Here is a 22948-nt window from a genome sequence, read left to right on the forward strand (position 1 = left end):
ATGAAGATGCGGCTTCTCATTGTTGACGACGATCCGGGTATTGCCGGCGCACTGGCGCGGGGCATGGCTTTGCAGGGCTATGAGACGTTCACGGAAAACCGTGCCGATCGAGCTCTGGACCGGCTGGTGAAGGAGCATCACGACGCCGCCATCGTCGATGTGATGCTGGGGGAAGACAGTGGGATCGAGGTGGTCCGCACGGCCCGTGCCCGTGGCGTGACCCTGCCCATCCTGATGCTGTCGGCCCTGTCAGAGGTCGAACATCGCGCCGCAGGGTTGGAAGCCGGGGCTGACGATTATGTGATCAAACCGTTCGACTTTGCCGAACTTGTGGCGCGGCTGAAGGTGCAAACCCGTCGGGCCGAAACCCGTCGCCCGATTGCGCCCCAGTTCGATCTGCGCAAACGCACCGTCAGCCGTGGAGCAGCGGAAATCGCGCTGACAGAACGTGAGGCCGATCTGTTGAGACTGTTGCGCAAGGCCGCGCCGGAACCGATGGCTCGCAGCGAGATCTTTGACCGGCTTTGGGCGGCAGAAGGATCCGGAAGCGAAAATGTGGTCGATGTCTATATCGGCTATATTCGCAAGAAATTGGCAACGCAGGATTTGGGCTTCGGCATCAAGACGATCCGCAACCGCGGTTTTTGCCTAGATGGGGTCGCGCCCGTATTGGTGGGTGAATAGCGACCGCGAAGCCCCTCTCAGAAAATAAGAATTCCCTTTCTGTCACGGTGCGATCAAATTGATGGAACACACTCTCGTTGATCGCGCAGGTGGCCGGATACCGGCAGTCTCCCCTTGGCCACCGATCACCTGCGCGCAAACATGATACGCGGCACGCTTTGGACGCGGGGCGCTTCTGCGCTAATCTTGAGCCATGCATGCGATATTTGTGGCCCTTTTTAGCTGTCTTGTTCTGTCGGCGGCGCCCGCGAAGGCAGGGGATCGCGCCATTTACCTCGACCTTGCGCGCAGCGGCTGGGGCTATCAACTGCGATCCACCATGTTGCGGCGGGATATGTCGATCCCGGTGCGAATTAATGGGCGTGATCTGTCCGGTTCGGCCCTGTGTGTCGTCGGCGAGCGTCCCAACGCACGAACTCAAGCCGTTCTGAACAGTTTCAGCGCGTTGACCCGGCGGGTCTTCGGGCGTCCGGTGCCTATGCGCTATGCTGGCGAAGAGGCAACCGGATGCGGCACGCGGCGCATCGTCGTGTTGCGATTGTACTCAGGGTATCCGCCAAATGGCGCGCTAAGCCGCGACATCGGCTGGATGAACGCGGCCTACGGGCTGGGATTGCCAAAGGGGCGCAGCTACGCCGCTGGATCACCGGGGCAGGCCCAGACCTTTTTCGGCAGGCGCGGGTCGGCAACGCATCTCCTCGTGCAACAGGCAGACGCGACTTTGAATGATCCGCTGTCAGAGGTGTTCTTTCGCTCCATCCTGATCGAGGAGTTGTTCCAGAGCTTTACGTTCGGCATGGATATCCTGATGTTGCAGCGTCCCCCGGTTTTCCAATCGAAGCTGCAAGAGGTGCCGCTGAACATTCACCGACTGCCCTGGGGGTCGGAGGCCTTTAAGGCGGCACTTGTCAGTACGAACCCTGCGGGGCTTTGCGCCTTCGATGTTTTCATGATGCACGCGGTGGCCGAAGCGCCGGTAGAGCAGACCACCGAACCGGGGTTCCTGGCTTTTATCGACGAGGCATTCGACCGGCTTGACCTCATGGCGCAGGACACGATGGCAGATCCAAATCTAAGCTTGCTGCTGGACCCGGACTGTCAACCCTACCGTCCCTGAGCGAAGTTGCGACTTTCGGCTGAATAGGTGTCTACCGGGTGCTCGGACTAGGATCACCTCCGAGGACCGCCGCATCGGCGGGAGGGAGGAGACATGACCACGCACACCGAGACCGCGCTTGGCGGGCTGCGGCAGCTTTGGGATCATCTGTCCCAAGGGCTGGTGGGCCACGACGTTTTGATAGAGCGACTTCTGGTTGCCTTGCTGTCCGGTGGGCATCTGCTGGTAGAGGGACCTCCGGGATTGGCCAAGACGCGCGCGGTGAAATGGCTGGCGGCCTCGGTGGAGGGGAGCTTTGCCCGGATACAATGCACGCCGGATCTTATGCCGGCCGACCTGACAGGCACTCCGGTCTATCGACCACAATCGGGCGAGTTCGAGTTCGTGGCGGGCCCGGTGTTCCACAACCTTGTGCTGGTGGATGAGATCAACCGCGCTCCGCCCAAGGTGCAATCTGCGTTGCTGGAGGCGATGGCCGAACATCAAGTTACCGCCGGGCCGACGACGCATATGCTGCCGGATCCGTTTCTGGTCGTGGCGACGCAAAACCCGATTGAACAGGACGGCACGTTTCCCTTGCCCGAGGCACAGCTCGACCGGTTTCTTCTGTACGTGCGGCTCGCCTTGCCTGACGCGCAGACAGAGCGGAAGATCCTCGATCTGGTCGAATCCGAAGGGCAGACGCCGGCCTTGCAAGCGCCGCGCCTGTCGCTGGCCGATCTGAATGCCGCGCGCAAGCGGGCCATGGCCACGCACCTAGCGCCGGAACTGCGCGACTACATTGTGCGGCTGGTCATGGCGACCCGCGACGAGACGCGGGCATCAGAGGTGGACCACGCGGTATCACCGCGCGGCTCTCTGGCGCTGGCGTCTGCGGCAAAGGCGCGGGCGTTCTTGCGGGGCCGCGATCACGCGCTGCCCGAGGACGTGGAGGCGCTGGCCGCCGATGCACTGGCGCATCGCATGGTCCTGTCATGGCGAGCGGTGGCGGAAGGTCGCAGTGCGCGCGACCTCGTGGCAGATATCCTCGAGGAGGTTGACCCGTTGTGAGCGCCCCCGCGCAAACCACCCGCGGCGTCACGCTGACTGCCGATCCTTTGATAGCGTTGCGGCAGGTGGCCTTGCGTGTCCGGGGCCAGCCAGTGATGGCGGCGCTGCCGGGCGGTTTTGTCACGCGACGCAAAGGGCATGGGCAAGACATTGCAGATGTGCGCAGCTACCTGCCCGGCGATGATTTGCGTCACCTTGACCGCGGCAGCACAGCCCGCACAGGCGTTTTGCATGTGCGGCAGTTCATGGATGAACGTGACCGCGTGACCTTGCTTGTGGCTGATTTCAGGGCCCCGATGCTGTGGGGGCTAAAACGTGCCTTTCGCTCGGTCGCGGCGGCGGAGGCATTGGTGCTGCTTGGCTGGCAAGCGGTTGAGGAAGGCGGGCGTGTTGGCCTGCTGGCGCTTACGGGAGGCACGCCAGTGGCGGTGCGGCCTCGCGGGCGCGCCCGCGGTATGTTGGAGGTTATCGGAGGGCTGGTGACGGCACATGCGCAGGCGCTCAAGGTCCCTCACTCACTGCCGTTGGATGTCGCGCTGGACCCTGTTGGCCGCATCGCACCGCGAGGCGCGGAGGTGGTGATTGCCTCGGGGTTTGATGCGCCCGGTGCGCTGCATGATCGTTTTGCCGACCTGTCTCGCTGTCGATATCTGCATCTGTTGCGCTTGTCGGACGCAGAGGCCGGGGGACTGCCGCGCGGGCGCTACCCCATCCGTCTGGCGAATGGCCGAAGGTTGCGGGTGGCAGTCTCCGGCAAGGCCGCCCCACCGCCAGACATCTCGACCATCTCCGGCCAAGCCGCCCTGCGCCTGGACGCGGCCTGGCCAATAGATCAACTGGCCCAGCGGTTGGCCGCAGCCTTTCCGACGGATCGCGTGCCATGAACGAACAACCCATCGCGGAAGCCACATTGCAAGCAGGATTGCGCGACATTCGCCTTCCGGCGGAGGCTGTTGGCGGCGGATTGGCGGATATTGCCGCTGTTGTGACGATTGCGGGGGTATTGGCGTTGATCGTGGTGAGCCTTTGGCGACTGGCATCCCGGACACGCTCCGAACGTCGGACGGGTTTGTCAGCGGCTATGGCGGATTTGCCGACGGAAGACACGGCACGCCGCACAGCTTTGTTGCATCTGTTAAAAGCACATGCGCCGGAGCGTTTCGCAAGTTTTCAGGCGACACTGTACCAAGCAAACGGCGCGCCAGACCTGCAAACGCTCGAAGCGGAGTTACGGCGTCATGCCTGAGCTGGCCTTCCCCCTCGCGCTGCTGCTCTTGCCGCTGCCGTGGTTGGCCGCGCGCTTACTGCCGGCTGCGCAGAATGGGGGGGCTGCGCTGGAGGTGCCCGACAGCATCGCCGATGCGCTCATGGCGGGCGACGACGCGCGGGGCAGCGCCGTGCATGATCTGCATTGGCTGCGCTGGGGTGTCTGGGTCTTGGCAGTTCTGGCGTTGTCGGGACCTCGTATGCTGGAGCCGGTTCCGGCGCTGAAGGTGTCAGGCCGGGATATGGCCGTTGTACTCGACCTTTCGGGATCCATGGTGCGGGAAGATTTTTATCTTGATGGACGCACCGTAACCCGACTAGAGGCCGTCACGCAGGTCGGGGCGGAGTTCGCACGTCGGCGCGCCGGGGACCGTGTGGCGTTGATCGTTTTTGGATCTGAAGCCTACTATGCCGCACCTTTTACATACGACGTCGAGGGGATCGCCCAGCAAATCGAAAAATCGCAGATCGGCGTGTCCGGGCGGGCCACGAATATATCTGACGGGCTGGGGCTGGCATTGAAACGAATGGCCAAATCTGAGGCGGCCAGCCGCGTGGTCATTCTGCTCTCGGACGGCAAAAACAATGCGGGCGCCACCAATCCGCGCGGTGTGGCGCAACTGGCCGCACAGATGGGGGTTAGGGTTCATACCATCGCGCTTGGGCCAGAAGACCTTGAAACCGCTGGCGAAGATGCGCGCGGCGCGGTGGATGCTGCCACCTTGAAGGCCATGAGCGAGATCTCTGGCGGCGAGAGCTTTCGTGTGAAAACCACCGACGACCTGTTCGCCGTGACCGAGGCGCTTGATCAACTGGAAGCGACGGACAGTGACGGGCTGGCGGCTGAGGTCTGGCGCGCACTGTGGCTTTGGCCCGCCGGATTGGCCGCGCTGTTGCTGGCTTGGCTGGGCTGGCGAGAGGCGCAGATATGACCCTGTTGCGCCCCGAATGGCTGTTGGCGCTGCCTTTGCTCGCGGGCTTTGCCTGGTGGCTGTCGCGGCAGGCCGGAGGCCTTGGCGGATGGGAGCGCGCCACCGACCCGGCCCTGCTGCGCGCGATGGCGGCGATGGGCCGGGTGTCCCACAGCGGACGGCGGCGGGGCGGAGCGATCTGGCTGGCGGCGTCGCTGATCCTGCTGGCGCTTGGTGGTCCGGCGGTGGAGCGGCGCGACACGGTTTCGTTTCGCAATCTGGATGCGGCGATCTTTGTGCTGGAGGCCACCCCGGATGTGGTCGATGGGCCGATATGGCCGCAAGTGCAGGCACTGGGGCGTCAGGGGATTGCGGCGCTCGGCACACGGCCCGGCGGGTTGGTGATCTATGCAGGCGACGCCTATGTGGCCAGCGACGTCACAGGGGATTTGCAACAATTGGGGCAAACTCTGTCGCTGATCGGGCCTGAGACGGTGCCGGACGAGGGTCAGCGTGCCGACCTTGGTTTGGCTATGGCGCTGCGGATGCTGGAGCAGACCGAGACTCGCTATGGAGACGTGATCCTGCTTGCCCGCACCGTAGGGCCAGAGGCGGCGCGCATGGCGGACCGGTTCACGGCACGCGGAGCCCGGCTGTCGGTGGTGGCCTTGGGCGCACAAGATCTGTCGACGGTGGCGCAGGCGGGTGGAGGGCGCAGCTTTCTTCCGACCGAAGGCGCGCCGCTGGCCCGCTGGCTGTCAACGGACGGCCGTGCTGAACTGTTGGCGCAGGACTATCCCTTGCTGTATTGGCGCGACATGGGGCCTTGGATTTTGGCCATCGCCCTGCTGCCGCTCTTGACCCTGTTCAGGAGGCGCGCGGGATGAGGGTGCTTTCGATCATAACCGTCTGCGCGTTTGTCTTGATGCTGGTCTTTGGCGGCACTGCTCCCTTCGGGCGCGTTCTACTGGCTTTGGGGCAGCCTTCGTTCGCGGTGCCGATGTTCTCTGACCCGCAGTGGCGCGGCGTCGCGCTGTATCGTGCGGAACGGTTCGAGGAGGCAGAGGCAAGCTTTGCCGAGGCGGGCGCCTTTTATAATCTTGGCACGGCGGCTGCGCGCGGCGGGCGGTATGCGAGGGCCTTGGAGGCCTACGACCTTGTGATCCACGGCGGCGACGTGGATGCCCGCGCGAATTTCGATCTGATCGCGGGATATTACGCTGGTCTGGGCATCGATCCGGAGGCGCTGGCCCTGCTGACTGAGCACAAGGACGGAGCCACTGGCGAGGCCCCAATCGCCCAAGGGAATGCGCGCGGGGCGGGCAGTGGCGACGAGGTCACAAACACCAACACCATGCTGGGGTTGGCGGAACTGGACACACGTGGCCAACAAGGCGTGCGTCGCATCTTTGACGAGCGGTTCATGCTGGCCGATGATCGCTGGCTGGAGCAATTGTCCGACGTCCCGGGCGAATACCTCGCCGCACGGATCGCGCTGGAACGCAAAAGGCGCATCTCCCTTGGTCTGTCACCGCCGGAGGTGTCACCATGAGATTTTTGATAATGTTACTTTTGGCATGTTTCGCGCCCATGGCCGTGCTCGCGCAAAGCCGCAGTGTCGACCCGGACGATCTGCAACTGTCAGTGACGGTCGAAGACACAGGCCAGACACCCTTTGCCCGCGAGCTGGTCATGCTGACCATTCGCGGGGTTTATCGCCGTCACATCACGCGCGAAACTCTGGAACAGCCAAAGCTGGAAGGGTTCAACTGGACGCAGCTTGGCCCCGACATCTGGCGCGAAGAACGGCTGCGCGGGCAGGCGGTGAAGGTGTTGGAACGGCGCATGGCGCTCTATCCAGAACGGGCGGGGACTCTGGAAATCGGGGCATTTACCCATCACCTGACGCTGACCGACGAGGGTGACGACTGGTTTGAACACACGATCACCTCCAAGCCTATCAGCATCGAGGTTGCACCGATGCCAGAGTTTGCGACGGGCGATTGGTGGTTCCCGGTGAAATCGCTGAAAGTGTCGGATCAATGGTCCAACACGCCGGATCAGCTGAGCCCGGGGGAGGGGGTGCTGCGCATCGTTCGCATCGAGGCCCTCGGTGTCACGCCAGAGATGATACCCCCCATGCCAGATCTGACCTCCCCCTCGGGTATGGTGTTCCCACATCCCGAAAAGCGGCTGCTGGAATTGTCGCCAGAGGGGCCGGTGACCCATGCGTTCTGGCGCTGGACGATCCAGCCGACCAACGGCCGCTCTGCCGTCGTGGAGCCGATCCGTTTCACATATTTTGATACCCGGGAACGGGTGACGCGGGAGGTGGTGATCTCTGCTCAGAGGGTCGCTTACGACGCGGCAGAGCTGCCGCCCGTGCCAAAGCCTGAAATGCCTGCCACGTTGCCCGGCTGGCCCTTGGCATTGCTTGGGACAGGGGTGTTGGCCGCGCTGGCGATTTGGGGGCTGCGCGGTCAGCGGCTTGACCGTCAACGGCTGTATCATCGAGTGCCTCTGGTTGACCCGCAGGCCTGGCGGCTGAGACGTGCGGCGTGGGCGGATAACTTGCCCGACACGCGCCGCGCTGCACGCGCGCTGATCCTGCGCGACGGTATACTGGGCAGAGAGGGCCACGTTCTGGACGGGTTGGATCGCGCCGTCTTTGCCGTGCGCCCCAGCCGGCAGGATTTACGCGTTTTTTGCCGAGCCTTTCTGAGCGCGCGTCGCCAAAGGGCTTAAGACCTACTGCTGTGTTGTCCGAGGCCCGGTGGCGGTGCACCTTGACGTGGAGGCACCCGATCCAACGGGGCACTCATTTGGGAGGAATGATATGGGACTGCTCGATAAATTCTTTGGTGGTGGTGCGGACCAAGCCGCGGCCAGCGCACCTCGCTACACGCATGTCAAAATTCACCCTCAGGTTGATAACGGTATCCCGCCGGTAAATCCGAGCTTTGCCGGTGGCACGTTGAGCTGCAAATGCTCCAGCAAGCCGGTCAAGGTCTCCGTCGGAGCTCAAACCGCCCACAATCACGTCTGTGGCTGCACAAAATGCTGGAAGCCCTCTGGCGCGACCTTCAGCCAGATTGCCGTTGTCGCCCGCGATCAGGTGGCCGTCACCGAAAACGGCGACAAACTTGACGTCGTCGATCCCAGTGCGGCGATTCAGCGCCATGCCTGCCGAGAGTGCGGCGTGCATATGTATGGCCGGATCGAGAACACAGGCCATCCGTTTCACGGGCTTGATTTCGTTCACACGGAGCTGTCGGACAAATCAGGATGGGCCGCGCCGACGTTTGCAGCCTTTGTCTCGTCGATTATCGAATCGGGTGTCCCACCAGAGCGTATGGAAGAGATCCGTGGCCGTCTGACAGAGCTTGGCCTGACACCTTATGATTGTCTGTCGCCGCCTCTTATGGACGCGATTGCCACGCACGTCGCCAAAAGCAACTGAAACCTCTGCTTCGTTAAATCGGCATGCGTGAATTTGCGCCGGTGCTCCCTTGAAGCTGTTGCATTATGCCGCAGCTGCTTTAGCCTCCTGCCGAGGGAGGAACAGCTATGCAACACTTCAAGGTTGCAGCACGAGAGGACCGCGTGTCATCCGTGCTGATTGTCGACGACCATCCACTTTTTAGCGATGCACTGGAATCTGCGCTTGAGGGAGTTTTCACCGACTGCCGGTTCGAAAAGGCGAAGTCGCTGAAGGAAGCGTTGAGGGTGTTGGATTCTGGCTTCTTGCCCGATCTCGTCATGTTCGACCTCAAACTTCCGGATGTGCAGGGGATTTCTGGTTTTGTCGCGCTGCGCGCCCGCGTGCCGGAAATACCGGTTCTGGTGATTTCTTCTTTGACCTCGCGCGCCTTGGTGCATGCCCTGATGGACGAGGGCGCCTCGGGGTTCGTGACCAAGGACACGCCTGTAGAGGATCTTCAGAAGGTGCTGACCCAAGTTGTGCGTGGCCGGAAACACGTGCCAGTGGAATTCCAACAGAGCGAGCAGTATTGTGCCACTGAAACCTCGACCGATGACATCAATCACAAGCTGGCGGCGCTGACGCCGCAGCAGAAGAAGGTCATCAAGCTGATCTGTGCGGGCAAGCCGAACAAGCAAATCGCTTATGAACTGCAACTGGCCGAAGCCACGGTCAAGGCGCATATCACAGCGCTTTTGCGCCGTCTGGGTGTGAACAACCGGACACAGGCCGCATTGATGGTAGAGCAAGCAAATGTACGCACGCCCGGAGTCCGAGAAGAGCCCGAAGCTCATAGTTTTCTCTGTCACTGATCCGACGCCATTGCCATGAGAGACGAGATTGAAAGCGGCCTGCCGCGTCATGTGGCAGTGTCCTGGTCCAATATGCCGGACCCGGAACACGCCGCGCGCGAGGCCGCGCAGGGCATCAGAACCCATGACACCTGTTTTGTTCTTGCCCTGATACCGCCGGGGCACGACACGGATGTCTTGGCACGGGTGTTTGCCGAGGTTCTGGACAGCGTTCCGATGTTTGGCTGCACCACCGCCGGGCAGATTACGCCAAATGGATATGAGGCCGACGCGCTTATGCTGATCGGGTTCGGGCGCGATCACTTCCGCTGTGCGTCGACCCTTATTGCGCCGTTGAAACCGCTCTCGATCACCGGAATTTCCGACACCATGACGCGGGCCAACGCCAAGTTTCCGCGGACCGCAGGATGGAACCGTCTGGCGCTGGTGTTTGCAGATGGGCTGTCGAAACAAGAGGATCTTTTGGCCTCCGTGCTCGAAAGCGTTCTGGAGGATATCCCTGTCTTTGGCGGCTCTGCGGCGGATGGGATGGTGTTTGAGCGCACGCTGATTCTGCACAACGGCAGGTTTCAGGACAACGCCGCGCTGGTTTTGCTGATCGAGACGGATCTGCATTTCGAAGGTCTGTCCTTTGACCACTTCCTGCCCGACGGAAACGAACTGGTTGTAACCGAGGCCAATACCGAGGAACGACTGGTCACTGAGATCAACGGCGCGCCCGCGGCAAAGGAATATGCAAGGCTCGTGGGCTGTGCGGTCGAGGATCTGACACCGCAGGTCTTTGCCGAGAACCCCATGTTGGTCTGCCACAAACAGAACCACTATATCCGTGCGATTCACGGCCTCATTGATCAGAATACGCTGTCTTTTCTGGCGGCGATCGACGACGGGCTGGTCATGGTGTTGGGCCGGGGGAAGGGCGTGATCGAAACGCTGGAGACCGAGCTGGATCTGCTGGACGCCGCTGGTCAGCGTCCGGATTTCATCCTCGGCTTCGATTGCGTTCTGCGCAAGCTTGAGGTCGACCAAAAGCAATTGGGTGATCAGGTGTCGGACGTGTTCAGGCGGCGGCGTGTGCTCGGCTTTAACACCTATGGTGAACAGCACTGTGGGTTGCACATGAACCAGACTTTCGTTGGCGTTGCCTTTTATGATCGCAAACGGAGTCGCATGTTTTGAACCTGATTGACCCGCTGGAACCGCCTGAGCTGCAACTGCTGCGACAGACCCGCATCATCGAGGCTCTGGTGCGTCGCGCCACACGCCAAAATGAGATCGGCCAGACCGCTTACAGCGCATTTCAATCCGCCATCGAATTACAGTCTCAGGTCGCAGCAAAAACCCGCGATCTGGAACGAGCCGCCGATGAGCTCAAGAGCATCCGGTTCGAGGGGGAGCGCACGCGCAAAAGCCTCGACGAGGCGCTGGCTGTCATGGGCGAGGGCTTTGCGCTGTTTACCGACGGCCAGTTGGACATCTGCAACGACCTGTTCCAGCATCTCCTGCCCGATGTGGCGCAACAGGTGGTGCCGGGACTGACACTGCCAGAATATTACGATCTGATGGCGCAATCGCGGGTCGTCGTGTCCACCGACCGGCAAATTCGAGCCAGCGGAACAGAGGGCGTGCCCGCTGCCTCTTCTGTGATCGAGTTGACCGAAGACCGCTGGTATCAATTGTCGATGCAGCGCACATCGCTCGACAATACGGTGCTGTTGCTGACCGACATCACCGCCATTGTGCGGCAGAACCGCTCCGAGAAAGAGCATCTGATCGACCGGCAAGCGGATTACCTGCAGGCGGTCTTTGACAATATGACGTCCGGCGTGTGCAGTTTTTCGGATACCGGCCAGTTGGTGATGCACAATCATCAGTTTCGGCAGCTGACGGGCCTGCCCATGACCGCGCTGCAAAAGGGTATGACCCTGACGCGATTGCTGAATTTGATGACGGTGCGCGGTTTCATTGCGGATTATACACTGCGCGAGGTGGACGACTGGCGCCATGAGCTGATCGAAAAGGGCAGGCTGCGCCGGCAGGTGCGGTCACGCGCGGATCAGGTGTTTGATCTGCAGGCCAACCATCTTCCGGATGGTGGGTTCTTGGTGGAACTCAAGGATGTGACCCTGGAACACCGCGCCACGGAGACGTTGGAAAAGCGCGTGTCAGAGCGGACCTCGGAACTCACTCAGGCGAATACCCAGCTGACAGAGCAATACGAGGAAAAAGCCCGCGTCGAAGAGGAGCTGCGCCTCGCGAAGGAACGTGCGGAGGCAGCGGTGTCGTCCAAGACACGCTTCCTCGCCGCCGCGAGTCACGATTTGTTGCAGCCGATCAATGCCGCCAAACTTCTGATTGCTACGCTGCAAAGCCATTCCGCACAGAGTGATCTTGCGCCGATGGTCGGGCGGATCAAGGGAGCCTTCACCTCGATCGAGCAGTTGCTGCATGCGCTGTTGGATATTTCGAGGCTGGACAGCGCCGACAGCGATACGGTCAGCCCCTCGACGCTGAACCTTGGCGCAATCATGCAAAACGTGTTCGAGGATCAGACCGCCGTCGCCGAGGAGCGTGGCGTTTCGCTGCGTATGGTGCCTTGCAACGTCTATGTGCGCTCGGATTCGCTGTATCTTTTGCGGTCCATTCAGAACCTTGTGGTGAACGCGATCCAATACACCCCTCGCGGCGGGCAGGTTTTGCTGGGTTGCCGCCGCAAGGAGGGGCGGATCGTGCTTCAGGTCTGGGACACGGGCATCGGCATCGGGGCCGAGGATCAGTCTCGTATTTTCGAGGAATTCGCCCGCGCCGGAAATGTCCCCGCCGGGTCCGGTGTCGGCCTGGGGCTCAGTATCGTTGAACGGACCTGTCGCCATTTGGGCCACCGCTTGTGGATGTCATCCGAAGTCGGCGTCGGCTCTGTCTTTTGCATCGAATTGGACGAGGTGCACCCGGACACCATGCTTGAAATCCCGCCGACTCTGCCAGTCTCCAGCGCCTCGCTCGAAGGGTGCATCGCGCTGGTGGTGGAAAACGACGATGACGTGCTCTTCGCCACGACACAGACACTGGAAACATGGGGGGCCAGCGTGCTCGCCGCAAAATCCACAGAAGAGGCGCTCGGCCATATGCGCGACATGGGTATTCCACCGGACATCATGCTGGTGGATTACCAGCTGGACGGCTCGGATACAGGGCTGGCAACCATCGCCGCCGTGCGCGACGAAAGCGCCACGCACGTTCCTGCGATCATGATCACCGCCGACCGCCGGGAACGCCTGCTGCGCGCCGGGGCAGAGCAGGATTTCGCGGTCATGACCAAACCAGTACAGGTCTCGCGTCTGCGGCCGCTTATCGAATGGAAGCTGCGCGTCGGGACTGCGCCGAAAGTCGGCGATGACAGCATATGCGCTGTCGCTCATCTTGGGTAACAGGGAGGAACCGACCATGCGCAAGACATTGACGACCATCGCCATTCTACTGGCGATGACGGCGCCGCTTTCGGCAGAGACGCTGGACGGACAGCAGACCTATGACCTGCTGTTCAAAGAGGGCACCCTGACACCGGTGTCCAAGGATATGGCTCTGCGCTATAACCGCGAGGTGTCGAACAGCCTCAAACCCGACGCGGCAGAACGCGATACAGGCAGCATCGTGCTGTCGTTCGAGGAGAAGGCGGCAACAATGGCGCTGCTGCAGTTCCAACAGGATGGCAAAAAACGCGGTCTTGGCAGCTTTCCGGCCAGCGTTGGCAACCCGATGATCATGTATTTCTACGAAACCGTCGTGCGTGACATGGCGGAGGCCGCCGGTGGCAGTCCCTTCTATATCCGCAATCGGGTCAAGGAATCGCTTATTCGACCCACTGAGCCTGTCGTCGGAGAGGCGGAGGTGAACGGGGAAACCGTGTCGACACAGACCGTCCGCTTGTATCCCTTTGCCAATGATCCCAATCGCGCGCAGATGAAAGGTTTTGGCGATCTCGAACTGACCGTCACGATGTCCGAGGACGTGCCCGGCTGGTATCTGAGCCTCGAAGCGCTCGCGCAGGGGGAAGGCGACACGCCGGTCTATCACTCGGAAATTGATTTCACCGCTTTGGAGGCGTCGGAATGAGGGCGCTTCTTCTCGCGGTTTTCTTGCCCTTCGCTGCAAACGCACAGGACACGGCGCAACGATTCAACGACTATCCAACGGCCGCCCGCGCGGATTATGTCTTTGCCTGCATGCAAACCAACGGTCGATCGCGTGAGATGTTGCAGAAATGCGCTTGTTCCATCGACGAAATCGCCGCCATTTTGCCCTATGAGGGATATCTTCAGGCCGAAACAGTCCTGTCCATGCGCCGCACCGGAGGCGAGCGCATGGCCGTCTTCAACTCCGCTGTGGCCGCCGAGGATCTAGTGAAGGCGCTGCGGCGTGCGCAGGCCGAAGCCGAATTGGTCTGTTTCTGAGGTAGGTTGGCCCCCGCGGGGGCCGCCCGCGATCTCAGCCTTCTGCTGTCTTGGCCAGGACCTGTTCGAACGCATTTCCTTCGGTATCCGTTGCTTTCACGGTCAGGGCGGGCACGCCATTGTCCATGTAGCTGAAGCGAAAAACAGGGTTTTCGGAAATCGAGATGCCGCCGTCCATTGTGAACAGCAAGTCATCTCCTTGCCAGACCTCCAGATGGTCGATGAAATGCGCGGGAATAAAAAGCTGTGTGATCTGATTGCGTTGCAAGCCGGAGTAGTTCGGGTGCCGCAACATGATCTGCGCTTCACGCCGTGCGGTGGACTGCTGCGTCGCATCGCCGAACATTCGCAACTTCATCTGGCCGAGACCTGCCAAGGCTTGGTCCGGATCTCGCGAAGCCGGGGCGGAACATCCTCCGGACGCCTTCACAAAGCGCCCGGTCATATAGGTGGCCTCTGGCGTTTGGGTCAGGACGCGCACGTTGGAATACTGGTTTACGCGAACTCTGAGTTCGAAATCGATAGGGCTCATGGCGGGGCCAAAGCTCAGTTCCGCCGCGACCGGGGCTGGGTTCTCATCAATCACGACGGTGGCGTGCGTGATAACCGCTGTGGGGTCCGTCTGGCGCAAAATCACTGGCACCGTTGCCGCATCATGGGCGCGATACGGCGCCTCGACCAACAGCGGACCTCCGTCTATGGGGACGGTCTCCCCAACCAAATCAAATCTCAGATCGTTCCAGGTGGGGCTGTCTGTCAGTGGGTTCTGGATGCCCTCGGCCCAAACAGGCATCGCCAGCAGTGCCAGGATCGCTGCCGTTCTAAAAGCATATGCCATGCCTTACTCCTCCTCGCATGGATGATCTTCAAGCTTGGCATACTGCGCCTCATCGCCCTACAGCACATTAAGTCGGTGTGGAGCGCCCCCCGCGCTGTGGCAGGATAAGCGTGGGAGGATCTGTCATGTTCGAAGCCGTTGTACTGGTTTGTCTCAATGCAGGCGAAGGCCCCTGTCGTGACGTGCTGTTGCCCGGTGCCGAGGCTGAAACGCAGGCCGACTGTATGGCGCAACTGCCTGACGTGCCGGAGTTTTCAGTCGGGGCACCTCTGGGATCGCCGACCTGCCGCACAGTGGCGCAAGAGTTGACGCTGACAGAGGTCGCGCCCGGTCTCTGGGTGCATGAGGGTCAGATCGCGGAACCAGATGAGGAAAATCGTGGCGACGTTTCCAATCTCGCAATCGTGATCGGAGAGACCTCCGTTGCGGTGATCGACAGCGGGTCCGCGGCCTGGATGGGGGAAGCTGCATGGCGCGCGATTCGCCAACGAACGGATCTGCCGGTAAGCCATATGATCCTGACTCATCTGCACCCCGACCATGTGTTTGGCGCGGATGTGTTCGCGCGCGCAGGGGCAGAGGTGGTGGCGCACGAGGGATTGTCGCGTGCGCTAATGGACCGGCAGGAAAATTACCTGGAAAGCCTTTCCCGTCTGATCGGTGCACAGAGCATGATTGGCACCCGTGTGCCGGAGGTGGACAATAGCCTCAGCGACAGTGTCGAGATTGACCTTGGCGAACGTACGCTGGAGTTGCAGACATGGCCTCGCGCGCATACCGGCACGGACCTAACCGTTGTCGACCGCGCCACGGGAACCTTGATTGCCGGGGATCTGCTGTTTCACGAGCACACACCCGCTTTGGACGGCTCCCTGCCCGGGTGGCAGGGTGCGCTGGAAAAATTGATCCGCCAGCCCTTCGTGCGGGCTGTGCCGGGCCACGGGGCAGCCAGTCTCTCTTGGCCAGACGGCGCGGCCCCGCTAGAGCGATATCTCAATCGCCTTGCCACGGACACGCGGAATGCCATAGCAGGCGGTGAACGGCTTGGCGCGGCCGTCGGCCATATCGCGGAAAGCGAGGCGCCGAACTGGCAGCTCTTCGAGGCCTATAACCCCCGCAACGCCACGGTGGCCTTTACCGAACTGGAGTGGGAATGATTATTCGATCTGGCCGGCCAGAAGTTGCGCTATCCCGTAAAGCCGTCGTTCGAGAAGGACCGGCGTCTCGCACAGGTATGTGATGGATTTTTGCCTGTCTGAGTAGATCGTTTGATCCCAGTCGAGTTGTTCCTCCAAGGCATCGACCCGGTCGAAATCCGGCTCGTCCTTGGTCATTTGGGTGTCCATTTCCATCCGTGCGCCCTCAATCTTTTCCGACAAGCCAATCTGGCCCAGTGAAAAATCACCGATTCCGGAAATGATCCGCGTGCGCCGCCGTGACAGGCCGTCGAATACGTCCTGAAACACCAGCCCCAGAAGTGCCGGATCATGGCCGTGCGCTTTGGCGAAGGCCGCGATCTCTGGCTCCAGTTCTTCCAACGTCAGGCTGCGCAGGGAAAGCTTCTCTGCCAGGGCCGCGATATCGGTCTGCACCGATTCGTCTTCAGGCAGGCTTTCGGGAATCGGGTGCGGCCACATGAGACCGGTGGATAAGCGTTCGACCTTGCGCTGGACACAGGGCCACGTCGGGTCCGTGAAATCGGCGGCGATGGCGGAACTGCTGCCGCAGATCAGCGCGATCACGAAAGCTTTGCTCAAGGACATTTGGTTTCCTCCCATATCGGCAGCAAGGATGACGGAGCGCCGCCGCTCTGTCCATGCGCGCGACCGACCCTGGGATGCATCCGATGGTATGCATTGTGCCAACACGTCGCAGCCTCTCATACTCAGACCAAGGACGCCCTTCGCCTGATTGCCATGGGCACGAGAGAGGAAGAGACACGATGCGTACACGCGCCGCCGTGGCCCTGGAGGCCGGCAAACCGCTTGAGGTTATGGAAGTTGAACTGGACAGCCCGAAGGCGGGCGAGGTTCTGGTTGAGATCAAGGCCACCGGCCTGTGCCACACCGACGAATTCACCCGCTCGGGCGACGATCCGGAGGGCATCTTTCCGGCGATTCTGGGTCATGAGGGCGCAGGCGTCGTGCTTGAGGTCGGCGAGGGCGTCACCACGCTGAAGCCGGGAGATCACGTTATCCCGCTGTACACTCCGGAATGCCGCGAGTGCGCCTCCTGCCTGTCGGGCAAGACCAACCTGTGCACCGCCATCCGCAATACGCAAGGCAAGGGCCTGATGCCCGACGGCACCACGCGCTTCAAGATGTTGGATGGTACGCCAATTCATCACTACATGGGCTGTTCCACCTTCGCCAATCACACGGTGATGCCGGAAATCGCCCTGGCAAAGGTGCGCGAGGACGCCCCCTTCGACAAGATTTGCTACATCGGCTGCGGCGTCACCACCGGCATCGGTGCGGTGATTAACACGGCAGGTGTTGAGATTGGGTCAACGGCGGCGGTCTTTGGCCTCGGCGGGATTGGTCTGAACGTCATTCAGGGCCTGCGCATGGCGGGCTGTGACAAGATCATCGGCGTCGATCTGAACGACGACAAGGCTGAAATGGCGAAGAAATTCGGCATGACGCATTTTGTTAACCCCTCCAAGGTAGACAACACGGTGCAGGCCATCGTCGACCTCACCAAGACGGAGAAAGACCACCTCGGCGGCGTCGATTATTCCTTTGACGCGACCGGCAACGTGAAGGTCATGCGGGACGCGCTGGAATGTTCGCACCGCGGATGGGGCGTGTCGGTCATCATCGGCGTTGCCCCGGCGGGTGCGGAGATTTCGACCCGTCCGTTCCAGCTTGTCACTGGCCGCGTCTGGAAGGGTACAGCCTTTGGCGGCGCCAAGGGCAGGACCGACGTGCCGAAATTCGTCGACTGGTACATGGACGGCAAGATCGAGATCGACTCGATGATCACCCACAAGCTGACATTGGACGAGATCAACCACGGCTTCGAGCTGATGCACAAAGGCGAATCCATCCGCGCCGTCGTCGAGTTCTGAGGGCAGCATGGAGACCATTTCCGAAAATCGCAGTTTTGGTGGCGTTCAGGGGGTCTATCGCCACGCCTCCAACACCTGTGGCTGCGACATGACTTTTGCGGTCTACATGCCGCCGCAGGCGGAGGATGGTCCGGTGCCGGTGCTCTGGTATCTGTCAGGGCTGACCTGCACGCATGAGAATGCCATGGCAAAGGCGGGTATGCAGGAACATGCCGCCGAACATGGTATTGCGCTGGTGTTCCCGGACACCAGCCCACGCGGCGACAACGTCGCCAACGACGAGGCCTACGATCTGGGGCAGGGCGCTGGTTTCTACGTGAACGCCACCCGCGCCCCGTGGAAAACGCATTTTCGAATGTATGATTACGTGGTGAATGAATTGCGCGACATCGTGATCAAGCAGTTCGACGTTCAGGATCGCCACGGGATCACCGGCCATTCGATGGGCGGACATGGGGCTCTGACCATCGCAATGCGCAACCCTGACCTGTTCGAGAGCGTCTCTGCCTTTGCTCCGATCGCGAATCCGACCCAAAGCGACTGGGGTCGCAAGCAGCTTTCCGCCTACCTCGGAGATGATGAAAGTGCATGGGCAGACCATGATGCGACCTTGTTACTAGAGGACAAGGGCTGGAAAGGCGATATCTTGGTAGATCAGGGCCAGGCTGACCAATTCCTGGACCTGTTGAAGCCGGACGCGTTGGCAGAGATGATGGCGCGTCGTCGTCAGCCGGGGACGTTTAGAATGCAGAAGGGTTATGACCATTCTTACTTCTTCGTGAACTCCTTTGCCGGTGACCATGTCGCTTGGCACGCTGAACGGCTTCAATAGATCGAAACTCGAAAGACAAAAGGTTTAATATGATCAAGCAAGCAATCGCCGCCAGCTTCGTCGCTCTGACGCCTCTGATGGCTGCCGCTGAAAGCCACGAAATGGCCAGTGACGCCGCAAGCGTCGAAGTCGCGGGCGACGCAGAAGCTGGTGAAAAGGTTTTCCGCAAATGCAAGGCCTGCCACCAGGTTGGCGAAGATGCCAAAAACCGCGTCGGCCCAGTGCTGAACGGTGTTGTCGGCTCCGTCGTCGGGTCCAAGGAAGACTTCGACTACTCGGATACGCTGGCCGGCATGCACGATGAAGGCAAAGAATGGACGCCGGAAAACCTGGCTGCGTTCCTCGAAAAACCTCGCGATTACGCCAAAGGCACAAAGATGGCCTTTGCCGGACTTCGTAAGGAAGAAGACCGGACCAACGTAATCGCTTATCTGGCGACTTTTTCGGGCAAGTAAACCGCCCGACGACCAATTTACTGCACCGCCAAGCAGGAGGCGCGGTGGTGCAGTTACAAGCTTACCGTACGGCCGGGAGGGAGACCCGGCAGTTCGGTAACAACCGGCCGCGCCCCATTAGATGCGGGCTGGGCCAAGCAGCGGCGCAGGCCGCGAATCAACGGGAGGAAGATCATGCGATCGATCAAACTACTCACTTCGGGACTGGCGCTCTGCGTGGCCACACAGGCCATGGCGAACGACGATCTCGTGGCCAAGATGGACGACCCCACACAGTGGGCGATTCAGACTGGCGACTATAAAAACCAGCGCTACTCGGAACTTGATGCGATCAACGCCGACAACGTGGCGGATCTGCAGGTGGCTTGGACATTCTCGACCGGCGTTCTCCGCGGTCACGAGGGGTCGCCGCTGGTCGTGGATGACATCATGTATGTCCACACCCCGTTCCCGAATATCGTTTACGCTCTGGACCTGAACGACGAAGGCCGGATCATCTGGCGTTACGAGCCCAAGCAGGATCCGGACGTGATTCCGGTAATGTGCTGTGACACTGTGAACCGCGGCGTTGCTTACGGCGATGGCAAGATCTTCTTGCATCAGGCAGACACCAAGGTTGTGGCTCTGGACGCCAAGACTGGTGAAACGGTTTGGGAAGCTCAAAACGGCGACCCTTCCAAAGGTGAAACAAACACCGCGACCGTGCTGCCCGTAAAAGACAAGATTATCGTCGGCATCTCTGGTGGTGAATTTGGTGTCCAAGGCCACGTCACTGCATACGACATGGCCACTGGTGAACAGTTGTGGCGCGCGTACTCTGTCGGCCCCGACGACCAGATCATGTTCGACCCTGAGAAAACCACCAACTTGGGCGAGCCGGTCGGCGCGGACAGCTCGATCAAGACCTGGGAAGGCGACCAGTGGATGATCGGTGGCGGCACCACATGGGGATGGTACGCGGCAGACATGGAAGAGAACCTGTTCTACTACGGTTCTGGCAACCCTTCGACCTGGAACCCGGCGCAGCGCCCTGGTGACAACCGTTGGTCCATGACCATTTTCGCCCGTGACATCGATACCGGTGAAGCCAAGTGGGTTTACCAGATGACGCCCCACGACGAGTGGGACTTTGATGGTGTCAACGAAATGATCCTCACGGAGCAGGAGATCGATGGACAAGAGCGCAAGCTACTGACCCACTTCGACCGGAACGGCCTTGGCTATACTCTGGACCGCGTGTCTGGCGAATTGCTGGTGGCTGAAAAGTACGACCCCGTCGTGAACTGGACCACCGGCGTCGACATGGACCCGGAATCCGACACCTACGGTCGTCCTGAAGTGGTGGCGGAATACTCTACCGAGCAAAACGGCGAAGACGTCAACTCCACCGGCATCTGCCCGGCGGCGCTTGGCTCCAAGGACCAGCAGCCGGCGGCGTATTCGCCCAAGACCCAGCTGATGTACGTCCCGACCAACCACGTCTGCATGGACTATGAGCCGTTCCGCGTGTCCTACACCGCAGGTCAGCCTTATGTCGGCGCGACCCTCGCGATGTACCCGGCGCCCGACAGCCATGGTGGCATGGGTAACTTCATCGCCTGGGACAACCTCGCAGGCGAAATCAAGTGGTCCTTGCCGGAGCAGTTCTCCGTCTGGTCCGGTGCTCTGGCCACTGCGGGTGACGTGGTGTTCTACGGCACACTCGAAGGCTATCTGAAAGCGGTGCACGCCGAGACGGGCGAAGAGCTGTACAAGTTCAAGACTCCCTCCGGCATCATCGGCAACGTGATGACCTACGAGCATGACGGCAAGCAGTTCATCGGTATCCTGTCGGGTATTGGCGGCTGGGCCGGCATCGGCCTTGCGGCTGGTCTGACCAACCCGAATGACGGCCTTGGCGCCGTGGGTGGTTACGCGGCACTCAGCGACTACACCGCGCTGGGTGGTCAACTGACCGTCTTTGCTCTGCCAGATTAAGGCATGACGTGAGGGCCAGCTTTTGGCCCCACCAAACCCCTCGGGTCCGACGCCAGGACGTGCGCGTCGGACCCTCCCCCCACGAATTGCCAGAAGGTGAACCCATGATGCGCACCGCATCCCAGACTCTCTTTGCCGCTGCCGTCTGCGTGACGTTGCCCGTCGTTGCCTCCGCCCAGAGCTGGAGTGACCAGCCGGTGAAGCCCGCTGAACACACCGACGAAGTGGCCGTTTCCTACGAGGACGGTGGCATCTACTACAATGAAGACGACATTCCCACCTACAATGTGTCCGAAGATGGCACCGTTGACTGGATGACCTTTTCGGGCTTCCGCCGGTATCACTCCGAATGCCACGTTTGCCATGGCCCCGACGGCGAGGGATCGACCTACGCACCGAAGATCAAGAACTCCGCCGTGCACATGGACTACTATGATTTTTACGACGTGGTGGTAAACGGTCGCCAGAACGGCAACTCTGTCATGCCCCACTTTGGCGATAACCCTAACGTCATGTGCTATCTGAACGACATCTATGTCTACCTGAAGGCGCGCGGCATGGACGCCGTCCCGCGCGGTCGCCCGGCCAAGAAAGAGGCCAAATCCGACCTGATCCGGGAGATGGAAGATGCCTGCATGGGCTAACCTCAAAATGGGCCTGGCATCTGTGATGCTGGGCCTTCTCGCATTTACCGCGCAGGCCCAGACATCGGATCTGGTTTCGAAGCACGCCCTGCGCGTCTGCGCTGATCCTGCCAACCTGCCCATGTCCTCCAAGGACGGCACCGGATACGAGAACAAGATCGCGGATCTGATTGGCGAAAAGCTTGATCTCCCCGTGCGATACGAATGGTATCCCATGGCAACGGGTTTTGTGCGCAACACGCTCAAGCCCAAAAAATGTGATGTGATCATCGGCTACGCGCAGGGGCACGAGTTGGTGTTGAACACCAACCATTACCTGACCTCGACCTTCGTTCTCATCACGCCGCAGGACAGTCCGCTGGCGCAGGTCACGTCGTTGTCCGACCAGACGCTCAAAGGCGCGCGCATCGGTGTCATCGCGGGCACACCGCCCGCAACACATATGGCGCGCAACGGTCTGATCGGAAAGGCGAAGCCCTACAATCTGACCGTGGATCGGCGTTACGAAAGCCCTGCGGAGAACATGCTCGACGACCTCCAGAATGGAGATATCGACGCTGCCATTCTTTGGGGGCCCATCGGAGGTCCGCTGGTCAAGCAACAGCACGCAGATTTCGCGGCCATACCGCTTGTCGAGGAAACGCTGCCGCCCCGACTGTATTACCGGATCACCATGGGCGTGCGTCAGGGTGAAAAGGTCTGGCAACGAGAGCTGAACTCGCTCATTCGCCGCAATCAGGATGAGATCAACGCCATTCTGGCGGAGGCGGGCGTGCCGCTGATCAATGACATGGGAACGGGTCTGCTGGACGTCGGCCAATGATCCGCGCGGCGCTGGTCTGGCTGATGCTGTCAGCGCCGCTTGCCGCTCAAGTGGCTGAGCCTGATGGTTTTCGGATGGACCACTATCGCGATCCAGTGCCGGACACGGTGACCGGCGGCACGACGATCAGTCCCGAAGGAGCTTATCAGCTTTGGCAGGACGGCGCGGCCTTCATCGATGTTCTGCCCCATGCGCCGAAACCCGCAAACCTTCCCGAAGGCACGATCTGGCGCGACAAACCGCGTCACAGCATCCCCGGAGCGCTCTGGTTGCCGAATGTCGGCTACGGGGCTCTCGCGGAGGTCACGGCGGACTACTTTCGTCGTGGCTTGACGAACGCCACTGATGCGGATCCCTCCCGGCCAGTGGTCTTTTTCTGCCTGAACGACTGCTGGATGAGTTGGAACGCTGCCAAACGGGCGGCCGACTGGGGCTATTCCGCCGTGTATTGGTTTCCGGAGGGCACGGACGGCTGGACCTTCATGGACTACCCGACTGAGCAGGTGCGCCCGATGGAACTCCAGCCTTCTCAGTGAT

25 protein-coding genes are annotated in these 22948 nt (G+C 60.9%); 23 read left to right on the forward strand and 2 right to left on the reverse strand.

Annotated features, from left to right (window positions below; all coding sequences use genetic code 11):
* The 15 genes from J4E08_RS14120 (at position 1) to J4E08_RS14190 (ending at position 13772) form a co-directional block, all read left to right on the forward strand.
* Complete coding sequence (locus J4E08_RS14120) at positions 1 to 684, forward strand: response regulator transcription factor (protein ID WP_349539044.1); 684 nt, start codon at positions 1 to 3, stop codon at positions 682 to 684.
* Between the two features lie 193 nt (positions 685 to 877).
* Positions 878 to 1801, forward strand: a complete 924-nt coding sequence (locus J4E08_RS14125) for a hypothetical protein (RefSeq protein ID WP_349539045.1) — start codon at positions 878 to 880, stop codon at positions 1799 to 1801.
* A gap of 93 nt (positions 1802 to 1894) precedes the next feature.
* Positions 1895 to 2851, forward strand: coding sequence for an AAA family ATPase (locus tag J4E08_RS14130; protein ID WP_349539046.1), 957 nt, complete (start codon positions 1895 to 1897; stop codon positions 2849 to 2851).
* Positions 2848 to 3735 carry a DUF58 domain-containing protein gene (locus tag J4E08_RS14135; RefSeq protein ID WP_349539047.1) on the forward strand — a complete coding sequence of 296 codons (888 nt, stop codon included), beginning with the start codon at positions 2848 to 2850 and terminating at the stop codon, positions 3733 to 3735. The genes J4E08_RS14130 and J4E08_RS14135 overlap by 4 nt, the downstream gene beginning before the upstream one ends.
* On the forward strand, positions 3732 to 4097 hold the full coding sequence (locus tag J4E08_RS14140) for a hypothetical protein (RefSeq protein WP_349539048.1): 366 nt from the start codon (positions 3732 to 3734) through the stop codon (positions 4095 to 4097). The genes J4E08_RS14135 and J4E08_RS14140 overlap by 4 nt, the downstream gene beginning before the upstream one ends.
* The gene (locus J4E08_RS14145; RefSeq protein WP_349539049.1) at positions 4090 to 5049 is read left to right on the forward strand and encodes a VWA domain-containing protein; all 960 of its coding nucleotides are present in this window, start codon (positions 4090 to 4092) and stop codon (positions 5047 to 5049) included. Before J4E08_RS14140 ends, J4E08_RS14145 begins: the two co-directional genes overlap by 8 nt.
* Complete coding sequence (locus J4E08_RS14150) at positions 5046 to 5915, forward strand: vWA domain-containing protein (protein WP_349539050.1); 870 nt, start codon at positions 5046 to 5048, stop codon at positions 5913 to 5915. Before J4E08_RS14145 ends, J4E08_RS14150 begins: the two co-directional genes overlap by 4 nt.
* Positions 5912 to 6580 carry a hypothetical protein gene (locus J4E08_RS14155; protein ID WP_349539051.1) on the forward strand — a complete coding sequence of 223 codons (669 nt, stop codon included), beginning with the start codon at positions 5912 to 5914 and terminating at the stop codon, positions 6578 to 6580. Before J4E08_RS14150 ends, J4E08_RS14155 begins: the two co-directional genes overlap by 4 nt.
* Positions 6577 to 7773: a hypothetical protein gene (locus tag J4E08_RS14160; RefSeq protein ID WP_349539052.1), complete on the forward strand. Its 1197-nt coding sequence runs from the start codon at positions 6577 to 6579 to the stop codon at positions 7771 to 7773. The genes J4E08_RS14155 and J4E08_RS14160 overlap by 4 nt, the downstream gene beginning before the upstream one ends.
* Before the next feature lie 91 nt (positions 7774 to 7864).
* Positions 7865 to 8488, forward strand: coding sequence for an S-(hydroxymethyl)glutathione synthase (gene gfa / locus J4E08_RS14165; protein ID WP_349539053.1), 624 nt, complete (start codon positions 7865 to 7867; stop codon positions 8486 to 8488).
* A gap of 107 nt (positions 8489 to 8595) precedes the next feature.
* Positions 8596 to 9321, forward strand: a complete 726-nt coding sequence (locus J4E08_RS14170; RefSeq protein ID WP_349539054.1) for a response regulator — start codon at positions 8596 to 8598, stop codon at positions 9319 to 9321.
* Between the two features lie 15 nt (positions 9322 to 9336).
* The gene (locus J4E08_RS14175) at positions 9337 to 10500 is read left to right on the forward strand and encodes an FIST N-terminal domain-containing protein (protein WP_349539055.1); all 1164 of its coding nucleotides are present in this window, start codon (positions 9337 to 9339) and stop codon (positions 10498 to 10500) included.
* Complete coding sequence (locus J4E08_RS14180) at positions 10497 to 12749, forward strand: hybrid sensor histidine kinase/response regulator (protein ID WP_349539056.1); 2253 nt, start codon at positions 10497 to 10499, stop codon at positions 12747 to 12749. The genes J4E08_RS14175 and J4E08_RS14180 overlap by 4 nt, the downstream gene beginning before the upstream one ends.
* Before the next feature lie 16 nt (positions 12750 to 12765).
* The gene (locus J4E08_RS14185) at positions 12766 to 13434 is read left to right on the forward strand and encodes a hypothetical protein (protein ID WP_349539057.1); all 669 of its coding nucleotides are present in this window, start codon (positions 12766 to 12768) and stop codon (positions 13432 to 13434) included.
* Positions 13431 to 13772 carry a hypothetical protein gene (locus J4E08_RS14190; RefSeq protein ID WP_183968647.1) on the forward strand — a complete coding sequence of 114 codons (342 nt, stop codon included), beginning with the start codon at positions 13431 to 13433 and terminating at the stop codon, positions 13770 to 13772. Before J4E08_RS14185 ends, J4E08_RS14190 begins: the two co-directional genes overlap by 4 nt.
* Positions 13773 to 13806: 34 nt before the next feature.
* On the opposite strand, the gene J4E08_RS14195 is transcribed toward J4E08_RS14190, so the two are convergent.
* Positions 13807 to 14610 carry a quinoprotein dehydrogenase-associated SoxYZ-like carrier gene (locus J4E08_RS14195; RefSeq protein WP_349539058.1) on the reverse strand — a complete coding sequence of 268 codons (804 nt, stop codon included), beginning with the start codon at positions 14608 to 14610 and terminating at the stop codon, positions 13807 to 13809.
* Between the two features lie 125 nt (positions 14611 to 14735).
* Here J4E08_RS14195 and J4E08_RS14200 point away from each other — a divergent pair, with 125 nt between their 5' ends.
* Complete coding sequence (locus J4E08_RS14200; protein WP_349539059.1) at positions 14736 to 15767, forward strand: quinoprotein relay system zinc metallohydrolase 2; 1032 nt, start codon at positions 14736 to 14738, stop codon at positions 15765 to 15767.
* Here J4E08_RS14200 and J4E08_RS14205 read toward each other — a convergent pair whose 3' ends face one another.
* A complete protein-coding gene (locus tag J4E08_RS14205) occupies positions 15768 to 16373 on the reverse strand; it encodes a hypothetical protein (protein WP_349539060.1) in 606 nt (201 codons plus the stop codon).
* Positions 16374 to 16552: 179 nt separating this feature from the next.
* Between J4E08_RS14205 and J4E08_RS14210 the strand changes: the two genes are divergently transcribed.
* The 7 genes from J4E08_RS14210 to J4E08_RS14240 all read left to right on the forward strand — a co-directional run bounded on the left by J4E08_RS14210 (position 16553) and on the right by J4E08_RS14240 (position 22947).
* Positions 16553 to 17680, forward strand: coding sequence for an S-(hydroxymethyl)glutathione dehydrogenase/class III alcohol dehydrogenase (locus tag J4E08_RS14210; protein WP_349539061.1), 1128 nt, complete (start codon positions 16553 to 16555; stop codon positions 17678 to 17680).
* A 7-nt stretch (positions 17681 to 17687) separates the two neighbouring features.
* Complete coding sequence (gene fghA / locus J4E08_RS14215) at positions 17688 to 18512, forward strand: S-formylglutathione hydrolase (RefSeq protein ID WP_349539062.1); 825 nt, start codon at positions 17688 to 17690, stop codon at positions 18510 to 18512.
* Between the two features lie 29 nt (positions 18513 to 18541).
* Entirely contained in the window at positions 18542 to 18967 is a 426-nt protein-coding gene (locus J4E08_RS14220) for a c-type cytochrome (RefSeq protein ID WP_183968652.1), read from the forward strand.
* Positions 18968 to 19141: 174 nt separating this feature from the next.
* Positions 19142 to 20944, forward strand: a complete 1803-nt coding sequence (locus J4E08_RS14225) for a methanol/ethanol family PQQ-dependent dehydrogenase (RefSeq protein ID WP_349539063.1) — start codon at positions 19142 to 19144, stop codon at positions 20942 to 20944.
* A gap of 104 nt (positions 20945 to 21048) precedes the next feature.
* Positions 21049 to 21588: a c-type cytochrome, methanol metabolism-related gene (locus J4E08_RS14230; protein WP_349539064.1), complete on the forward strand. Its 540-nt coding sequence runs from the start codon at positions 21049 to 21051 to the stop codon at positions 21586 to 21588.
* On the forward strand, positions 21572 to 22411 hold the full coding sequence (locus J4E08_RS14235; protein ID WP_502949274.1) for a substrate-binding domain-containing protein: 840 nt from the start codon (positions 21572 to 21574) through the stop codon (positions 22409 to 22411). Before J4E08_RS14230 ends, J4E08_RS14235 begins: the two co-directional genes overlap by 17 nt.
* On the forward strand, positions 22408 to 22947 hold the full coding sequence (locus J4E08_RS14240) for a PQQ-dependent catabolism-associated CXXCW motif protein (protein ID WP_349539066.1): 540 nt from the start codon (positions 22408 to 22410) through the stop codon (positions 22945 to 22947). Before J4E08_RS14235 ends, J4E08_RS14240 begins: the two co-directional genes overlap by 4 nt.
* Position 22948 lies beyond the last annotated feature (1 nt).

The organism is Sagittula sp. NFXS13, assembly GCF_040148795.1.
In the GTDB taxonomy this organism is placed as follows: Bacteria; Pseudomonadota; Alphaproteobacteria; order Rhodobacterales; family Rhodobacteraceae; genus Sagittula; species Sagittula marina.

What these genes read in the sequence shown, in the direction of transcription:
- J4E08_RS14185 (WP_349539057.1), top strand. Translation starts at nt 12,766, where the DNA reads ATGCGCAAGACATTGACGACCATCGCCATTCTACTGGCGATGACGGCG.
- J4E08_RS14160 (WP_349539052.1), top strand. Translation starts at nt 6,577, where the DNA reads ATGAGATTTTTGATAATGTTACTTTTGGCATGTTTCGCGCCCATGGCC.
- J4E08_RS14200 (WP_349539059.1), top strand. Translation starts at nt 14,736, where the DNA reads ATGTTCGAAGCCGTTGTACTGGTTTGTCTCAATGCAGGCGAAGGCCCC.
- J4E08_RS14120 (WP_349539044.1), top strand. Translation starts at nt 1, where the DNA reads ATGAAGATGCGGCTTCTCATTGTTGACGACGATCCGGGTATTGCCGGC.
- J4E08_RS14225 (WP_349539063.1), top strand. Translation starts at nt 19,142, where the DNA reads ATGCGATCGATCAAACTACTCACTTCGGGACTGGCGCTCTGCGTGGCC.
- J4E08_RS14230 (WP_349539064.1), top strand. Translation starts at nt 21,049, where the DNA reads ATGATGCGCACCGCATCCCAGACTCTCTTTGCCGCTGCCGTCTGCGTG.
- J4E08_RS14130 (WP_349539046.1), top strand. Translation starts at nt 1,895, where the DNA reads ATGACCACGCACACCGAGACCGCGCTTGGCGGGCTGCGGCAGCTTTGG.
- J4E08_RS14170 (WP_349539054.1), top strand. Translation starts at nt 8,596, where the DNA reads ATGCAACACTTCAAGGTTGCAGCACGAGAGGACCGCGTGTCATCCGTG.
- J4E08_RS14145 (WP_349539049.1), top strand. Translation starts at nt 4,090, where the DNA reads ATGCCTGAGCTGGCCTTCCCCCTCGCGCTGCTGCTCTTGCCGCTGCCG.
- fghA (WP_349539062.1), top strand. Translation starts at nt 17,688, where the DNA reads ATGGAGACCATTTCCGAAAATCGCAGTTTTGGTGGCGTTCAGGGGGTC.
- J4E08_RS14235 (WP_502949274.1), top strand. Translation starts at nt 21,572, where the DNA reads ATGCCTGCATGGGCTAACCTCAAAATGGGCCTGGCATCTGTGATGCTG.
- J4E08_RS14220 (WP_183968652.1), top strand. Translation starts at nt 18,542, where the DNA reads ATGATCAAGCAAGCAATCGCCGCCAGCTTCGTCGCTCTGACGCCTCTG.
- J4E08_RS14210 (WP_349539061.1), top strand. Translation starts at nt 16,553, where the DNA reads ATGCGTACACGCGCCGCCGTGGCCCTGGAGGCCGGCAAACCGCTTGAG.
- J4E08_RS14150 (WP_349539050.1), top strand. Translation starts at nt 5,046, where the DNA reads ATGACCCTGTTGCGCCCCGAATGGCTGTTGGCGCTGCCTTTGCTCGCG.
- J4E08_RS14125 (WP_349539045.1), top strand. Translation starts at nt 878, where the DNA reads ATGCATGCGATATTTGTGGCCCTTTTTAGCTGTCTTGTTCTGTCGGCG.
- J4E08_RS14190 (WP_183968647.1), top strand. Translation starts at nt 13,431, where the DNA reads ATGAGGGCGCTTCTTCTCGCGGTTTTCTTGCCCTTCGCTGCAAACGCA.
- J4E08_RS14240 (WP_349539066.1), top strand. Translation starts at nt 22,408, where the DNA reads ATGATCCGCGCGGCGCTGGTCTGGCTGATGCTGTCAGCGCCGCTTGCC.
- J4E08_RS14195 (WP_349539058.1), bottom strand. Translation starts at nt 14,610, where the DNA reads ATGGCATATGCTTTTAGAACGGCAGCGATCCTGGCACTGCTGGCGATG.
- J4E08_RS14205 (WP_349539060.1), bottom strand. Translation starts at nt 16,373, where the DNA reads ATGTCCTTGAGCAAAGCTTTCGTGATCGCGCTGATCTGCGGCAGCAGT.
- J4E08_RS14140 (WP_349539048.1), top strand. Translation starts at nt 3,732, where the DNA reads ATGAACGAACAACCCATCGCGGAAGCCACATTGCAAGCAGGATTGCGC.
- J4E08_RS14175 (WP_349539055.1), top strand. Translation starts at nt 9,337, where the DNA reads ATGAGAGACGAGATTGAAAGCGGCCTGCCGCGTCATGTGGCAGTGTCC.
- J4E08_RS14155 (WP_349539051.1), top strand. Translation starts at nt 5,912, where the DNA reads ATGAGGGTGCTTTCGATCATAACCGTCTGCGCGTTTGTCTTGATGCTG.
- gfa (WP_349539053.1), top strand. Translation starts at nt 7,865, where the DNA reads ATGGGACTGCTCGATAAATTCTTTGGTGGTGGTGCGGACCAAGCCGCG.